The organism is Stappia sp., assembly GCF_048268045.1.
Taxonomy (GTDB): domain Bacteria; phylum Pseudomonadota; class Alphaproteobacteria; order Rhizobiales; family Stappiaceae; genus Stappia.
Map to the genome: position 1 here is coordinate 36,059 of NZ_JBLWWG010000006.1, position 13,936 is coordinate 49,994.

Here is a 13,936-nt window from a genome sequence, read left to right on the forward strand (position 1 = left end):
ATGGAAGCCGGTGTTCTTTTCGTCCTGGTCCTGGGGCTGCTCTTCCTCGGTGTGCCGATCGCCATCGCGCTCGGCCTGTCGAGCGTCCTGACCGTTGCCTTTTTCTCCAGCGATTCCGTGTCGTCCGTCGCGTTGCAGCTGTTCAACGCCTCGCGCAACTACACGCTTCTTGCCATCCCCTTCTTCGTGCTCGCCTCGGCCTTCATGTCGACCGGTGGCGTTGCCCGGCGCATCATCCGCTTCGCCATTGCCTGCGTCGGTCACATTCGCGGTGGCCTGGCCATCGCGGCGGTGTTCTCCTGCATGCTCTTCGCGGCGTTGTCCGGCTCGTCGCCGGCCACGGTGGTCGCCATCGGCACGATTGCCATCGCCGGCATGCGGCAGGTGGGCTACACCAAGGAGTTCGCCGCCGGCGTCATCGCCAATGCCGGCACGCTGGGCATCCTCATCCCGCCATCGATCGTCATGGTCGTCTACGCGGCGGCGACCGATGTGTCCGTCGGGCGCATGTTCCTGGCCGGCGTCATTCCCGGTCTTGTCGCCGGGCTGATGCTGATGGTGGCGATCTACATCAACGCGCGTATCAAGAACATGCCGAAGCAGCCCTTCGTCGGGATTGGCGAGGTTGCCGCGGCGGCGTGGGAGGCCGGCTTCGGCCTGCTGCTCATCGTCATCATCCTGGGCGGTATTTACGGCGGCATCTTCACGCCGACGGAAGCGGCCTCGGTCGCCGCGGTCTATGCGTTCCTGATCGCGATCTTCATCTATCGCGACATGGGGCCGCTCAAGGACGTGCCGATGCGCAAGCCCGGCGAGGCCGTCGGAACAGCGATCCTGCGCAATCTCTGGCTTACTGTCGTCGCAGCGATCCCAGCCTGCTTCCATGCCGATACCCGCAAGGTGCTGGTTGACGCGGGCAAGACGACGATCATGCTGATGTTCATCATCGTCAACGCGCTGCTCTTTGCCCACGTGCTGACCTCGGAGCGGATCCCGCAGGCGATCACCGACTGGATGGTGGGCGCCGGCTTCACCTGGTTCACCTTCCTGATCGCGGTCAACATCATGCTGCTGATCGGCGGCCAGTTCATGGAGCCCTCGGGCCTGCTGCTGATCGTCGCTCCGGTGGTCTTCCCGATCGGCATCGAGCTTGGCGTCGACCCGATCCACCTTGGCATCATCATGGTGGTGAACATGGAAATCGGCATGATCACGCCGCCGATCGGGCTCAACCTGTTCGTGACATCAGGGATAACAGGGATGAGCCTTGTCCAGGTGGTGCGGGCATCGGCGCCCTTCGTGGTGATCCTGCTGATCTTCCTGGTGATCGTGACCTATGTCCCGGCTCTCTCCACCTGGCTGCCCTACTCGCTGATGGGGCCGGAGATCATCACCAACAGATAGGCGCGTCCCGCCCCACGAACCGGAGCCGTCCGGTGCCTTTCGCGCAAGTCGCGGGTGGCGCCGGGCGGCTTTTTTCGTTGGCGCCCTGCCAGGCGCGCGCCCGGCAGGTGTTGCCGCGTTTCGGGAGGCTTGCGAAATCTTCTTTTTCTCAAGCGTGAGACGGGAGGAATTTCATCTGCTTCAGGGCGATTTTGCGGGCGCCTTCGAAAGCACATTCGGTGCCGGAAATTGTATGACTTTCAAAGTTGTATTGTTTCATCGGGAGGGTTCGCCATGCGGCTTGAGAAGACGCCGGCGCGTGCGCGCCTGCTGTTTCATCCGGGACGCTTCAATCCGGTCAGGATCAACAGTCTGGGGGCATCGTCCGCCCGCCACGCGCGGCTTGCGCTGGCGCCCGGCCGTTCGCTTTACGAGGCCATCGTCGGGCCGCTCGCCGAGGCTGGCATCAGCAATGCCTCGCTGACCATTCTCGGCGGCGCCTTCGCGCAGCTTTCCTATTGTGTCGCGCCGCCGGACCCCTCGGGGCAGGCAGTGATCGCCTACACCAGTCCGATCGACGCGGGCGCTGCCTTCATGATCTTCGGCAACGCGACGCTCGGCGTCAGCCTGAAGGACACGCCGCTGGTCCACTGCCACGCGGCGATCCGAACCGCCGACGGCGAGCTGCGCGGCGGCCATATCCTCACCGAGGACTGCATCATCGGGGCGACGCCGATTTCGGCGCTGGTCACCTCGCTCGATGGATTCTCGCTGCGGCAGGCCTACGATCCGGAAACCAACATCCCCCTGCTTCAGCCCATGAAGGAAAACGCATGACGGGCATTTCGACCCCGGTCGACACCACTGTCGTCGAGAAGGGCACGATGGGGCGCGTCGCCTATGCGCGCATTGCCCCCAATGAGGATCTCGTTCACGCCGTGGAGAAACTCTGCCTTGCCGAGGGGTTCCGCAACGCCTTCGTGCGCGGGGCTCTGGGCAGCCTGGTGGACGCAAGCCTCGAGACCGCCGCCGGCGGCGTGCAGCAGATCCGCGGGCCTGCGGTCGAAATCGTCAGCATCGCCGGGGAGGTTCGCGCGCAGGATGACGGTTCTCTCTGCGCCCGGCTTTCCGGCGTCGTCGCAGACACGGACGGAAAGGTCTACGGAGGCCCCTTCGTCCCCGGTGGCAACCCGATCTGCATGACCTTCGAGATCACGCTTGAGGAATGGCTTCCCGACGCGACGCATTGATCCGGGCGTATCCGGGCATGAAAAAAGGGGCGGCTCCTCGTGGGGCCGCCCCTTTTTCGTTTCGCATTCGTGGCAGCGTCAGCCGACGATCAGAAGCTCGAAGGTAACGCAGACAGGGTTCGCGCTGTGCACGAGGACGCCGGCGCTGATATCGCCATCCATGCCGACAAGGGCAATGTCGAGGCTGGCGCGCGGGCCTTCCGGCGTGGCTGCAACGCGCCCGTCGCGCACGAGCACTTCGGTGGCGTAGGACGACACATGGCTACCGTCGGCGTAGTCAGCCCCGATCAGGCTGCCAATGCCGTGGACGGTCGCCGTATCGAGGCCGTTCTCGGCGCAGATGCGCTCGATCGCCTCCGAGATATCGCCATTGGGGCGAACGGTCGCGAGCACCGCCTTGCGTCCGGCTTCGGCAGCCATCGCGTGCGAGGCCGTCTCCTGCGAGGCACGCGGCGCGAAGAGGCGGAAATTGGTCTCCGCGTCATCGGCGACATCCAGGATCGCGCCGGCAAGCGCGAAGGCCTCGACCTCGACCGACTCCTTCACTTCCGCCTCGAATGGCAGCAGGTGTCCCATCCGCACGCCCTCGCCGGGAACCTCCCACGAGCCGTGGCAATGCAGGAAAGGCTCGCCGTCGCGCCGGCCCATGTGAAGGCCGGCCCGCAGGATCGTGCCGCCCGTCTCCGGGGCGCGGGTGTCGCTGTACCAGGCGGCATGTTCCGCGTCCGGGCTGCCGGCGGGGATGACGTAGTTCATCCGCCGCATGGGCACGTCCTTCAGCAGCACGTAGCCGCCCTCGAACCCCTTCGCCGCGAAAGCCTCGGCGATGGCCGCATTGATCGTGCGGCCAGGCTCGAGCGTCAGCGTCACCGGCACGACGCTGCAGGCAACGGCGGCGTGGCGTTTTTCGGCGGTCGGTCCGGGATGGCGGATCGTGCGCTGGCTCATGTCGCCAGGCCTGCCGTGACGAAGCCACCGTCGACGGCGAGGATGTGGCCGTTGATGTAGCTCGCCTCGTCGCAGATCAGAAAGGCAACGGCATTGGCCACTTCCTCCGGCGTGCCGTAGCGGCGCAGCGGAACGCGCTGGTTCCACTGGTTACGCACGTCGTCGGTGTGGATCCGGCGGGCCAGCGGCGTGTCGATCGGGCCGGGGGCGACCGCGTTGACGCGGATGCCGTCCTGTCCGAGCTCATTGGCCATGACCAGCGTCATCGTGTTGACGCCGCCCTTGGAGCCGCCATAGGCACTGCGCCCCTTGTTGCCGGTAATGCCTGAGACCGAGCTGATGTTGACGATGGAGCCGCTCTGGCCATTGGCCTTCCAGATGCGCGCGGCGGTGCGCGCCACCAGAAAGGTGCCGATGAGGTTCACGTCGACGATGCGGCGGAATTCCTCGAGACCCATCTCGACCGCCGGCTTGTCGCTGCCGATCCCGGCGGAGTTGACGACGCCGGCAAGGCGCATCTCGCCGGCGATCTTCTCGAGGGCGCCGGTGACCGAGGCTTCGTCCGCGACATTGCAGACAATGCCATTGCCGGCGGGAAGGCCCAGCTCGGCGCAGGCGGCGGCAAGCGCTTCCGCCTGCAGGTCGAGCAGGTAGGGGGTGAAGCCCTTGCGCTTGAGGACCTCGGCGCTGGCCAGTCCGATGCCGGAGGCACCGCCGGTGATGGCCACCGCGCCGCGTGTTTCGGCGGTGGTTTCTGTCATGTTGCTCATTGCGTCTCAGGCCCCCGTGGCTTCCTCGAAGGCGGGCATCTCGCCGCGCCGTTCCAGCTCCTCGCGCACCATCTTCTTGGTGATCTTGCCATAGGCGGACTTGGGCATCGCCTCCCAGAAGATCACGAGCTTCGGCAGCTTGTAGCGGGCCATCTTGCCATCGAGCCAGGATCGCAGGTCGATCTCGGCGGTGTTGGCGCCGGAGCGGGCGATGCAGACGGCGACGCCGACCTCGCCCCAGACCGGGTCGGGCACGCCGAGCACCGCGGTCTCGCTGATGTCGGGATGCAGCAGGATCTTTTCCTCGATCTCGCGCGGGTAGATGTTCGACCCGCCGGAGATGTACATGTCGGAGGACCGGCCGGTGATGTAGACGAAACCCTCGTCGTCCATGCGGCCGAGATCACCGGTGCGGAACCAGCCGTCACGGAACGATTTGGCGTTGGCTTCCGGGTTGTTGTAGTAGCCGGCGAAGACGGCCGGGCCGATGACGCAGATCTCGCCGGTGTCGCCGGTGGGGACCTCGTTGCCGTCGTCGTCCTGGATCTGCACCTGCATGCCCGTGCGTTCGAAGCCGCAGGTGCCAATGCGCGCGGCCTCGTCATCTTCCGCCGAATGCAGCGCCGGCGGCAGCACGGTGATGTTGCCGGTGACTTCGCCAAGGCCGAAATACTGAACCAGCACCGCGCCGATGGTGGCGAGCGCGCGCTTCTGGTCGGCCCGATACATGGGCGCGCCAGCGTAGATCACGTAGCGCAGGGTCGAATGGTCGTAGCTCTCGACGGACGGGTCCTCGACCAGCATCTTCAGGATCGTCGGGACCGTGAAGATGTTCGTCACCTTCCACTTCTCGACCAGCGACCAGACCATCGGCACGTCGAGCCTGTCGGAGCCCGGCAGGATCGTCTTGGCGCAATGGGCGACCTGCACCAGCTGGTGGACGCCGGCGCCATGCGACAGCGGCGCGACGACGACCGAGGCGTCGCCGGCCGTGGTGCCGGGCATCAGGTCACACAGGTGGTTGGTGATGACGAAGGCCATCTGGCCATGGGTCAGCACCGCCGCCTTCGGCCGTCCGGTGGTGCCGGAGGTGAAGAAGTACCAGCACGGGTCGTCGCGGTCGACGGCGACGCTGGCAATGCGCTTGCCGGCGTTGCGCTCGACGATCGCGTCATAGTCCTCGCCGAAATCCGCCGCGCCGATGGAGATGACGAAGTCGAGTGCGGGCGACGTGCTCCGGCATTCGGCCACATGCTCGGGGAAGGCCGCGCCACAGATCATGCCACGCGCGCCGCTGGCCTCGGCCAGATAGGCAACCTCGGCGGGCGACTGGCGGTAGTTGGTCGGCACCCACACCGCGCCAAGGCGGAAGCAGGCGAACATGGATTCGAACATCTGGTTGCAGTTGGAGGACTGCACCAGGATCCGGTCGCCCTTGGTCACGTCGAATTCGGTGGCCAGTGCATTGGCCATCGCCTCGACGCGCGCTTCCATCTGCGCCCAGCTCCATTCCGCCTCGCCCCAGACGAAGCCCGTCTCGCCGGGATGGCGGCGGGCTGCCTGGGTGAGGAAGTTGGCGAGGTTCATCACCCGGGTGGTGCAGGGGGCCACGCCCCCCTTCGGGTCAGTCGTCGTCATTATTTCACGCGCTCCAGAATCGAAACGTAGTTGGCAACCGCAGCGCCGCCCATGTTGAAGACGCCGGCAAGCTCCGGGTTCGCCAGCTGGATGTCGCCCGCCTCGCCGGCAAGCTGCATGGCCGCCATGACGTGCATGGAGACGCCGGTGGCGCCGATCGGATGGCCCTTCGACTTGAGGCCGCCCGAGGGGTTGACCGGCAGCTTGCCGTCGCGCGTGGTGAGGCCCTCGCGGATGACCTTGTGGCCCTCGCCCGGCTTGGCGAGGCCCATTGCCTCGTATTCGATCAGCTCCGCGATGGTGAAGCAGTCGTGGGTCTCGACGAAGGACAGGTCGGTGACCGCCAGGTTCGCGTCCGCGAGCGCGCCGGCCCATGCGCGACGCGCGCCTTCGAAGGCCAGCATGTCGGCCCGGTGGCTGAGCGCCAGGATGTCGTTGACGTTGCGACGGGCGCGGAAGGCGATGGCGCGTTCCATGGTCGCTGCCGTCTCCTCGTCGGCGATGATCAGCGCGGCGGCGCCGTCGGAGATCAGCGAGCAGTCGGTGCGGCGCAGCGGCGCGGCGACATAGGGGTTCTTCTCCGAGATCGTGTTGCAGAACTCGAAGCCGAAATCCTTGCGCATATGCGCGAAGGGATTGCGCGCGCCGTTGGAGTGGTTCTTCGCCGCGATCATGGCGAGCTCTTCCGAGCGGTCGCCGTAGCGCTGGAAATAGGTCTGGGCGATGCGGCCGAAGAGACCGGCGAAGCCGCCATCCACATCCGCCTCTTCCTTGCGGTAGCTGGCGCACAGCAGGATGTCGCCAACCTCCGACGTCGGCGTCGCGGTCATCTTCTCGGCGCCGACGACAAGGGCGATGCGGCCGCGGCCGGCCTCGATGAAGTCCATGGCGCTGTAGAGCGCCGCCGATCCCGTGGCGCAGGCGTTTTCCATGCGCACGGCCGGGACGTGGGCCAGTTCCTCACTGCCCATGGCGACGAGCGCGCCCTGGAAGTCCTGCTTGGAGAAGCCGTTGTTCATGACGCCGACGAAGATGCCGTCGATGTCGGACAGGCCGATGCCCGCATGTTCCACCGCCGGTCCGACCACGGAGGCCATCAGCGTCTCGGTGTCTTCCATCTCGGACTTGCCAAAGGGCGAGTGCGCCCAGCCAACGATCCGTGCTTTCGTCATTTGACGATCCTCCGCGTTTGCGACCTCTCCGGGGCACCGTTGCGCCGGGAAAAAAGGGTCGCGAGTTTCTCCTCGACCTTCTCCACCTCCTGTCGAAGGCAGTCGGCCAGTTCCTTCTGCCGGTCCTCGCGCATGCGGCTGTCGATGGCCGCGATGCTGAGGGCGCCGGCAATACGTCCGTCCGGGAAGCGGAACGCCACGCCCACTCCCCAGGAATTCGCCACGATGAGCCCGGGATTGAGCGAATAGCCCCGCTCCCGGGTCGTGCGGACATCCGAGCGGATGCGCTCCGGCGGCAGGCCGGGATAGCGCGCGCGGATGCTCTCCTCGTTCGTCGCCAGGGTCTCCTCGACCTCCGCGTCGGGGAGGGCGGCGAGCATGGCAAGCGAGCCCGCACCGATGCCGAGCGGATGTTCGAAGCCGGCCTGCAGCGCATGGGTCCGCACCGGATAGGTGCCTTCCTCGCGGTAGAGGCACAGCGACTGGGCGTCCCGGCGCACCGACAGGAAGCTTGTGTCCTGGGTCCGGTCCGAAAGCCGCGTCAGGCTCGCCCGGCAGATCTCGACAAGGCCGAAGCGCTGGCCCGCGAAGGTGCCGAGCACGTAGGTTTCCTCGCCAAGGAAATAGAGGCGTGAGGTCTCGTCCTGCTCGACCATTCCGCCACGGATCAGGGCCAGAAGCAGACGCCGCACGGTCGGCTTGTTGAGGCCGCTGTCGTCGACAAGCTGAGTCAGCGAAGCTCCCCGGCCGGCGTGACGCCCGACCAGGGACAGGAGCGCGAGCGCCCTGTCGACGCTCTGGGCACCGCTCAACGCTGACACGAAATGACACCTCCCAAGGGTCCATAATATGGATCTAAATAATAATATCAGAGAGGCGGTTTTGTAAAGTCAGGCGATATTTCTTGCGATATCTGCGGAGAAATGCCAATTAGGTCATTGACGATATCGGAAATTGATCCACAATGTGGACCGGTAATCGGGCATGATGGAGGTCATGCCATCATCCCGCCCGGCCGGTTCGGCGCGGGCTCTTGAAGACGGAGGAGATGTAAGATGGTTACAAAGCTGGGCGCGCTTGCCCTGTCCACCGCGGTCGCATGTTTTGCCATGTTTGGCCCGGCGTCCGCCGAGACGCTTCGCCTGTCGCACAACACCGGTGACACCACCTCCTGGCACAAGGGCTCGGAGAAGTTCAACGATCTGCTGAGCGCGGCGACGGACGGCGACATCAAGGTTCGCGTGTTCCCGAATGCGCAGCTCTCTGGCGGTGACCAGATGAAGCAGGCCGAGATGGTCAGCCGCGGCGTGCTCGACTTCGTCGTCACCTCGGCGATCAACGTGACGCCGCTGGTGCCCGAGATGGCCGTGTTCTCGCTGCCTTATCTCTACAGCAACTATGATCAGGTCGACGCCACCACCCATGGCGCGCCGGGCGAGAAGATGACCGAGATCATGGCCGGTCACGACATCATCGTCCTGGCCTGGGGCGAGAACGGTTTCCGTGAGGTGACCAACAACGTCCGCCCGATCAAGACGCCCGAGGACATGAAGGGCCTCAAGATGCGCGTCGCCGGGCCGATGTACATCGACGTCATGAATTCGCTGGGCGCCAACCCGCAGCAGATGCAGTGGACCGAGACCTTCCCGGCGCTGCAGCAGGGCGTTGTCGACGGTCAGGAAAACCCGATCGGCGCGGTGATCATCCCGCAGCGCGTCTACGAGGTGCAGAAGTACCTCACGACCTGGCACTACTCCTATGACCCGATCTTCATCGGCGTCAGCAAGAGCCGCTGGGACTCCTTCGACGACGCAACCAAGGCGAAGGTCCGCAAGGCCGCCGAGGAGGCCATGGACTACCAGCGCGAGATCACCCGCCAGTCGACCGCGGAAGGCATCGCCTTCCTGCGTGAGAAGGGCATGGAGGTCTATGAGCCGACCGCCGAAGAGCTGCAGGCGTTCCGCGTGGCGACCAAGCCGGCGTTTGACACCTGGGCGGCCAAGGTCGGTCCCGACCTGGTGAAGACCTTCCAGGACACGATCGCCGAAACCAAGTAAACCTTGGTGGCAATGTCAGGACCGGCCGACAGGCCGGTCCTTTTCTTTCTGTACGAAAAGACGGGATCGGGAGGAGCGCGATGACCTTCATCCTGCGGGATGCGGAAAAGATCGCCTGCGCGGTGATCTTTCTTGCTATGACGGCGCTTGGCTTCGTCAATGTGGTGGTCCGTTACACCACGAGCTATTCGCTCGCAGCGTCCGAGGAGCTGCTGACCAACGGCTTCCTGCTCCTGACCGTGTTCGGCGCGGCGATTGCCGCGCGCAGCGGTGACCATCTGGCGGTGACGCTGTTCTACGAGATGCTGCCGCGCCGCTTTCGCAAGGTCGCGCTGCTCATCGCCGGCGGGCTTTCGGTCCTGCTGCTGTCGCTGTCGGCCTGGTTCTGCCTGGAGCTCGTCACCAACCAGCTCTCGAGCGGCATCAAGTCCTACGCGCTGCAGGTTCCTGCCTGGTATTACAGCATCGCCATTCCCTTCGGCTTCGCCCTGATCACCATCCGCTACATCCAGCACGTCCTGGATAACTGGAACGAATTGTCCGGCGACACGGATGCCGGCCGCAAGGAGGCGGGCAATGCTTGACCTGGGCGCCGGCACGCAGATGCTGCTGCTGTTCTTCGTGCTGCTGTTCCTGCGCGTTCCCGTCGCCTTCGCCCTTGGGCTGTCGGCGATCTACGCCATGTGGATGCTGGGCTTCGGCCTCGATCTGGTCGGCGACCTGATCACCGCGGGGATCACCAAGTTCTCGCTGCTTGCCATTCCCTTCTTCATCCTCGCCGGAGCGCTGATGGGCTCGCTTGGCATCGCCGAGCGGATGATCCGCTTCTTCCGGGTGATGATCGGCGGCCTGCCGGGCGGCATGGGCGTCGTGGGTACGGTGGTCTGTCTGTTCTGGGGCGCCGTCAGCGGCTCGGGCCCCGCTTCTGTCGCGGCCATCGGCCCGCTGATCATCAAGGGCATGGAGGAGGACGGCTATTCGCGCGGCTTCGCCGCCGGCCTCGTGTGCACCGGCGCGGCGCTGTCCATTGTCATCCCGCCCTCGATCGGGCTTGTGATCTACGGCGTCATCGCCGAGACCTCGATCTCCGACCTGTTCATCGCAGCCATCATCCCCGGCTTCTTCATGGGCGCCCTGATGCTGGTGACGCTCCCCTTCGCCAAGAAGAGCAAGCCGGTGGCCGGCGCGCCGAGCCTCGACAAGCTGATGCCGATGCCCGACGCGGAGCTCGCCTACGGTCCGCGCCTGTGGAGGTCGTTCCTGTCCTCCTTCTGGGGTCTGATGACGCCGGTGGTCATCCTCGGTGGCATCTATTCCGGCGCCTTCACGCCGACCGAGGCGGCGCTCGTCGCCACCGTCTACGCGCTTGCCGTCGGCGGCCTTGCCTATCGCACGCTGACCCTGGCCGGGCTCTACCGCTCGCTGACGGAGGCGGCCGCCTCCTCGGCGGTGGTGATGCTCGTCGTCGCCTATGCGAGCCTCTTCGGCTGGGTTGTCACCGTCGATGACGTGATCGGACAGTATTCGGCCTATCTGCTCGGCATCAGCGACAATCAGTGGGTCATCCTGATGGTGATCATGCTGGTGCTGCTTGTCGCGGGCATGTTCATGGACGCGGTCACGATCATGTTCATCTGCCTGCCGATCTTTCTGCCGGTGGCGCGCGAACTCAACTGGGACCCGGTGTGGTTCGGCATCGTCGTGATGATCAACCTGGCGATCGGCCTGTTCACCCCACCTGTGGGCATCAACCTCTATGTCGCGGCCAATGTGACGCGGTTGCCGCTCGAACGGGTCGCGCAAGGGGCGATCCCGTTCCTGATCTCGTCGCTGATCGGACTTGCCGTCGTCGCCGGCCTGCCGGAGATGTCGCAGTTCCTTGTGGCGCTGCTGAAGTAGCCTGACCAGGCGCGCGCTACGGCGAGAACGCGAAGAAATACAGGGCGCGGCCTGATCGGCCGCGCCCTTTTTCGTTCCTTGAAGGCCGTCGGCTTGCGCCTAGAGGATTGCGACGCTGCCGAGCGTGACGAACATGTAGGTGTAGAACACATAGTCGGCGACGACGTCGCCGCCCGACGACTGCGGCGTCGATCCCTGGTTCACGGTCCAGTTCGACGTCGCCGGATCGGCGATCGGCTGTCCGGCGAAGTCGAAGTTGGTCACCTGATCGCCGCCGTCCTTCTGCGACCATGCGCCTGTCTTCTGGTCGTAACGCACCCAGTGGTAGTCGCCGGGCCAGCCAAGCGCCGTGTCGCCGGCGGAGATCAGCAGCGCCACGGGATGTCCGTTCGAGGCGTTGAGATAGGCCGATGGGTAGCCGGCGCCGAGGTCGACAAGCCCGTCCGCCACCGCCCCGGCGACAACGGCGGATCCCGTTGGCGGGAAGTCCAGAAAGATGCCGTTCTGGCGACCGGGCTGGGCGAAGGAGTTGGTCGCGATGTCGCAGCTGTAGTTGTAGCAATTGTTGTTGGGCTGGAACTTGTAGGACATGTAATTGCCGGCGACGTCGGTTGCCGGTGCGTAGACCGTCGGCCCGTTGTTGGCGACCGTGGGGCCGTATTTCTGGACGTAGCGGGTCTGCCCCGTCGCCTTGTCGACCACCGGGATCGACTGGGGCGCGATCACATGGGCCTGGTCGAGCACGGCTGCCAGCCGTTCGTCGTCCGGATGCGGCATGCCAGAGAATTTCAGATAGCGAGCCATGGTCGTTCCTTTCGTTGAGGAAGCGGTCTACATGCGCATTAAATTTGTGGAATATTCTATCTTAGATATGTAATGTGAAAATTCATACACGAAATACGTGCAGGCAACAAGTCGCCAATATTCGCGGTTTCACGTCTTTCAATTCTGGCTATCAGAGCATGGTCTTCGATGTGTTTGATAATTTTTGAATGCCTCTAGGGAAAGTCCGGAGGGCGGCAGGTGTGCGGCAGATAGCCGGTGATGGGTGCGGCCGGTGGCTTGGCATCAGCGAAGTCGGCGACTAGACACGACGCGACAGCCTCGAGCCGTGGCGGCGGGCGGGATACAGCCGGAAGTCGGTCAGTGGCGACCGAGCCGGGCAGGAGGGAAGTCCATGTCGTTCAACATCCGCGTTCTCTACACCGGCGGCACCATCGGATCGGTCGACGCACCGCTTGCGCCGCTGTCCGGGCAGGATTTCTGCGCCGCCTTCAGGTCGCTGGTCGAACCGACCATCCTGGCGCGCTACCCCGGGGCGGTCGTCAGCTACGACTGGCTCGATCCGACCCTCGACAGCACCAACCTGCAGCCGGGAGACTGGTGCACGATCGCGCAGCGCATCGTCGGCGCGCCGGGTGACAGCGCGACCTATCCAGGCAATGACGCCTTCCTTGTGCTGCACGGCACCGACACCATGGCGTGGACCGCGTCGGCGCTTTCGTTGCTGCTGACGGGCATCGGCGCCGACGGCTATGCGGATGCCATCCTGACCAAGCCGGTCGTTGTGACCGGTTCGCAGCTGCCGCTTTTCTACCGCACGACGCCGACGTCGCCGCTGGCGATCAACTACGACACCGACGCCTTGCGCAATGTGCTCGGCGCGATCTGGGCCATGCGCGCCGGCCTCCCGGCCTCCATGCTTTTCTTCGATGACACGCTGATGCTCGGCAACCGCACGCTGAAGACCGACGCCTCGCTGTTTGATGCTTTCTCCACGCCGGACTGGCCCGATCTCGGGGTGATCGGCATCGAGAGCTATCTGGTCAGCCGCATGGCGCCTCCGGCGCCCTATCTCTCCTCGCTCGCCATCGACAATCCGACGGCGCTGGCATCCCTTCAGGCGCAGCTCGCCCATGTCGTCACGACGATCGACAACGCCGATGTGCTGGTCTTCCCGGCCTTTCCCGCGCAGTACAATTCGGCTGCCGGCACGAGCGCGCTGGCCAGCATGCTGAAGGCGGCGCTCGCCGCCGACAACGGCAGGGTGAAGGGGGTGTTCCTGGAGGGTTATGGCGAGGGCAATTTCCCGTCCGGCAATCCGGCCGACGCCGAGGCCGGGGCCGTCTATGCGGTGCTCAAGGCAGCGCATGACGCGGGCGTGGTGATTGTCGCCGGCACGCAGGTCATCGCCGGCATCGTCAATTCCACTGCCTACGCCTCGGGCTCCTGGCTGGCGGATGCCGGGGCCATCGGCAACTACGACATGGCCGGTCCCGCGACCCAGGCGAAGCTGCTGATCCTGCTGGCGCTTGCCGACTATCAGGGGCGCGCCTGGTCGCAGTCGGACATCGAGACCCTGATGCGCACGCCGCTTGCGGGGGAGATGACAGGCAGCAACCGGCTCGATTGCCGCGCTCCGGGCCTGCTGTTGCCGGGGCAGTCGATTGCCGCCTTCGACGGCAGCGCCACGCTGGTCAATGATCCGGATGAGGGACCGGTGCTCTCGAACGCATCCGGCACGGTCCTGTGGAAGCCTCTGACCGGGGCGGCTCTGCTGCCGGTCAGGCTGATCATGCAGGACGACGGCAATCTGGTGATCTACGACCGCACCAACGCCCCGATCTGGGCAACCCAGGACCACTCGGTCGGTCAGGCCTATTCGGTGCTCATTCTGTCCGGCTCCGCGACGGACGGCACGCTGGCGCTCTATGTCTACGATTATCACAACAAGCGCGTTACGGCCGAGCTCTACGGCACCGCCGGGTGATGTGCATTCCGGCTCCGGCCTCATCGAGGCCGGAGCCGGGATCCGGGCG

The 13,936-nt window shown here is 65.2% G+C and carries 13 protein-coding genes; 7 read left to right on the top strand and 6 right to left on the bottom strand.

Annotated features, from left to right (window positions below; all coding sequences use genetic code 11):
- The 3 genes from ACN0WF_RS11070 (at position 1) to ACN0WF_RS11080 (ending at position 2,633) form a co-directional block, all read left to right on the top strand.
- Entirely contained in the window at positions 1 to 1,404 is a 1,404-nt protein-coding gene (locus tag ACN0WF_RS11070) for a TRAP transporter large permease (RefSeq protein WP_417772880.1), read from the top strand.
- Positions 1,405 to 1,677: 273 nt separating this feature from the next.
- Positions 1,678 to 2,220: a PPC domain-containing DNA-binding protein gene (locus ACN0WF_RS11075; RefSeq protein WP_417772881.1), complete on the top strand. Its 543-nt coding sequence runs from the start codon at positions 1,678 to 1,680 to the stop codon at positions 2,218 to 2,220.
- A 47-nt stretch (positions 2,221 to 2,267) separates the two neighbouring features.
- A complete protein-coding gene (locus ACN0WF_RS11080; protein ID WP_417773122.1) occupies positions 2,268 to 2,633 on the top strand; it encodes a PPC domain-containing DNA-binding protein in 366 nt (121 codons plus the stop codon).
- Positions 2,634 to 2,711: 78 nt separating this feature from the next.
- Here the strand turns inward: ACN0WF_RS11080 and ACN0WF_RS11085 are convergent, their stop codons facing one another.
- Genes ACN0WF_RS11085 through ACN0WF_RS11105 form a run of 5 tightly spaced genes read right to left on the bottom strand, consistent with a single transcriptional unit; the run spans position 2,712 to position 7,982 of the window.
- Positions 2,712 to 3,581, bottom strand: a complete 870-nt coding sequence (locus ACN0WF_RS11085; RefSeq protein ID WP_417772882.1) for a PCC domain-containing protein — start codon at positions 3,579 to 3,581, stop codon at positions 2,712 to 2,714.
- The gene (locus ACN0WF_RS11090; RefSeq protein ID WP_417773123.1) at positions 3,578 to 4,342 is read right to left on the bottom strand and encodes an SDR family NAD(P)-dependent oxidoreductase; all 765 of its coding nucleotides are present in this window, start codon (positions 4,340 to 4,342) and stop codon (positions 3,578 to 3,580) included. The genes ACN0WF_RS11085 and ACN0WF_RS11090 overlap by 4 nt, the downstream gene beginning before the upstream one ends.
- Positions 4,343 to 4,357: 15 nt before the next feature.
- Positions 4,358 to 5,989, bottom strand: a complete 1,632-nt coding sequence (locus ACN0WF_RS11095) for an acyl-CoA synthetase (RefSeq protein ID WP_417772883.1) — start codon at positions 5,987 to 5,989, stop codon at positions 4,358 to 4,360.
- The gene (locus ACN0WF_RS11100; protein WP_417772884.1) at positions 5,989 to 7,161 is read right to left on the bottom strand and encodes an acetyl-CoA acetyltransferase; all 1,173 of its coding nucleotides are present in this window, start codon (positions 7,159 to 7,161) and stop codon (positions 5,989 to 5,991) included. Before ACN0WF_RS11100 ends, ACN0WF_RS11095 begins: the two co-directional genes overlap by 1 nt.
- On the bottom strand, positions 7,158 to 7,982 hold the full coding sequence (locus ACN0WF_RS11105) for an IclR family transcriptional regulator (RefSeq protein WP_417772885.1): 825 nt from the start codon (positions 7,980 to 7,982) through the stop codon (positions 7,158 to 7,160). The genes ACN0WF_RS11100 and ACN0WF_RS11105 overlap by 4 nt, the downstream gene beginning before the upstream one ends.
- A 234-nt stretch (positions 7,983 to 8,216) precedes the next feature.
- Here ACN0WF_RS11105 and ACN0WF_RS11110 point away from each other — a divergent pair, with 234 nt between their 5' ends.
- The 3 genes from ACN0WF_RS11110 (at position 8,217) to ACN0WF_RS11120 (ending at position 11,117) form a co-directional block, all read left to right on the top strand.
- Positions 8,217 to 9,218: a DctP family TRAP transporter solute-binding subunit gene (locus tag ACN0WF_RS11110; protein WP_417772886.1), complete on the top strand. Its 1,002-nt coding sequence runs from the start codon at positions 8,217 to 8,219 to the stop codon at positions 9,216 to 9,218.
- A gap of 80 nt (positions 9,219 to 9,298) precedes the next feature.
- Positions 9,299 to 9,802 (top strand): TRAP transporter small permease, encoded by a 504-nt coding sequence (locus tag ACN0WF_RS11115; protein ID WP_417772887.1) that lies wholly within the window; start codon positions 9,299 to 9,301, stop codon positions 9,800 to 9,802.
- Positions 9,795 to 11,117: a TRAP transporter large permease gene (locus tag ACN0WF_RS11120; protein WP_417772888.1), complete on the top strand. Its 1,323-nt coding sequence runs from the start codon at positions 9,795 to 9,797 to the stop codon at positions 11,115 to 11,117. Before ACN0WF_RS11115 ends, ACN0WF_RS11120 begins: the two co-directional genes overlap by 8 nt.
- A gap of 99 nt (positions 11,118 to 11,216) precedes the next feature.
- Here ACN0WF_RS11120 and ACN0WF_RS11125 read toward each other — a convergent pair whose 3' ends face one another.
- Complete coding sequence (locus tag ACN0WF_RS11125) at positions 11,217 to 11,921, bottom strand: hypothetical protein (RefSeq protein WP_417772889.1); 705 nt, start codon at positions 11,919 to 11,921, stop codon at positions 11,217 to 11,219.
- A gap of 373 nt (positions 11,922 to 12,294) precedes the next feature.
- On the opposite strand from ACN0WF_RS11125, the gene ACN0WF_RS11130 reads away from it, so the two are divergent.
- Positions 12,295 to 13,887 carry an asparaginase domain-containing protein gene (locus tag ACN0WF_RS11130; protein WP_417772890.1) on the top strand — a complete coding sequence of 531 codons (1,593 nt, stop codon included), beginning with the start codon at positions 12,295 to 12,297 and terminating at the stop codon, positions 13,885 to 13,887.
- The last annotated feature ends 49 nt before the right edge of the window (positions 13,888 to 13,936 follow it).

Bases quoted from the DNA above. Each gene is read 5' to 3' on its own strand.
- ACN0WF_RS11070 (WP_417772880.1), top strand. From the start codon at position 1: ATGGAAGCCGGTGTTCTTTTCGTCCTGGTCCTGGGGCTGCTCTTCCTC.
- ACN0WF_RS11075 (WP_417772881.1), top strand. From the start codon at position 1,678: ATGCGGCTTGAGAAGACGCCGGCGCGTGCGCGCCTGCTGTTTCATCCG.
- ACN0WF_RS11080 (WP_417773122.1), top strand. From the start codon at position 2,268: ATGGGGCGCGTCGCCTATGCGCGCATTGCCCCCAATGAGGATCTCGTT.
- ACN0WF_RS11085 (WP_417772882.1), bottom strand. From the start codon at position 3,581: ATGAGCCAGCGCACGATCCGCCATCCCGGACCGACCGCCGAAAAACGC.
- ACN0WF_RS11090 (WP_417773123.1), bottom strand. From the start codon at position 4,342: ATGACAGAAACCACCGCCGAAACACGCGGCGCGGTGGCCATCACCGGC.
- ACN0WF_RS11095 (WP_417772883.1), bottom strand. From the start codon at position 5,989: ATGACGACGACTGACCCGAAGGGGGGCGTGGCCCCCTGCACCACCCGG.
- ACN0WF_RS11100 (WP_417772884.1), bottom strand. From the start codon at position 7,161: ATGACGAAAGCACGGATCGTTGGCTGGGCGCACTCGCCCTTTGGCAAG.
- ACN0WF_RS11110 (WP_417772886.1), top strand. From the start codon at position 8,217: ATGGTTACAAAGCTGGGCGCGCTTGCCCTGTCCACCGCGGTCGCATGT.
- ACN0WF_RS11115 (WP_417772887.1), top strand. From the start codon at position 9,299: ATGACCTTCATCCTGCGGGATGCGGAAAAGATCGCCTGCGCGGTGATC.
- ACN0WF_RS11120 (WP_417772888.1), top strand. From the start codon at position 9,795: ATGCTTGACCTGGGCGCCGGCACGCAGATGCTGCTGCTGTTCTTCGTG.
- ACN0WF_RS11125 (WP_417772889.1), bottom strand. From the start codon at position 11,921: ATGGCTCGCTATCTGAAATTCTCTGGCATGCCGCATCCGGACGACGAA.
- ACN0WF_RS11130 (WP_417772890.1), top strand. From the start codon at position 12,295: ATGTCGTTCAACATCCGCGTTCTCTACACCGGCGGCACCATCGGATCG.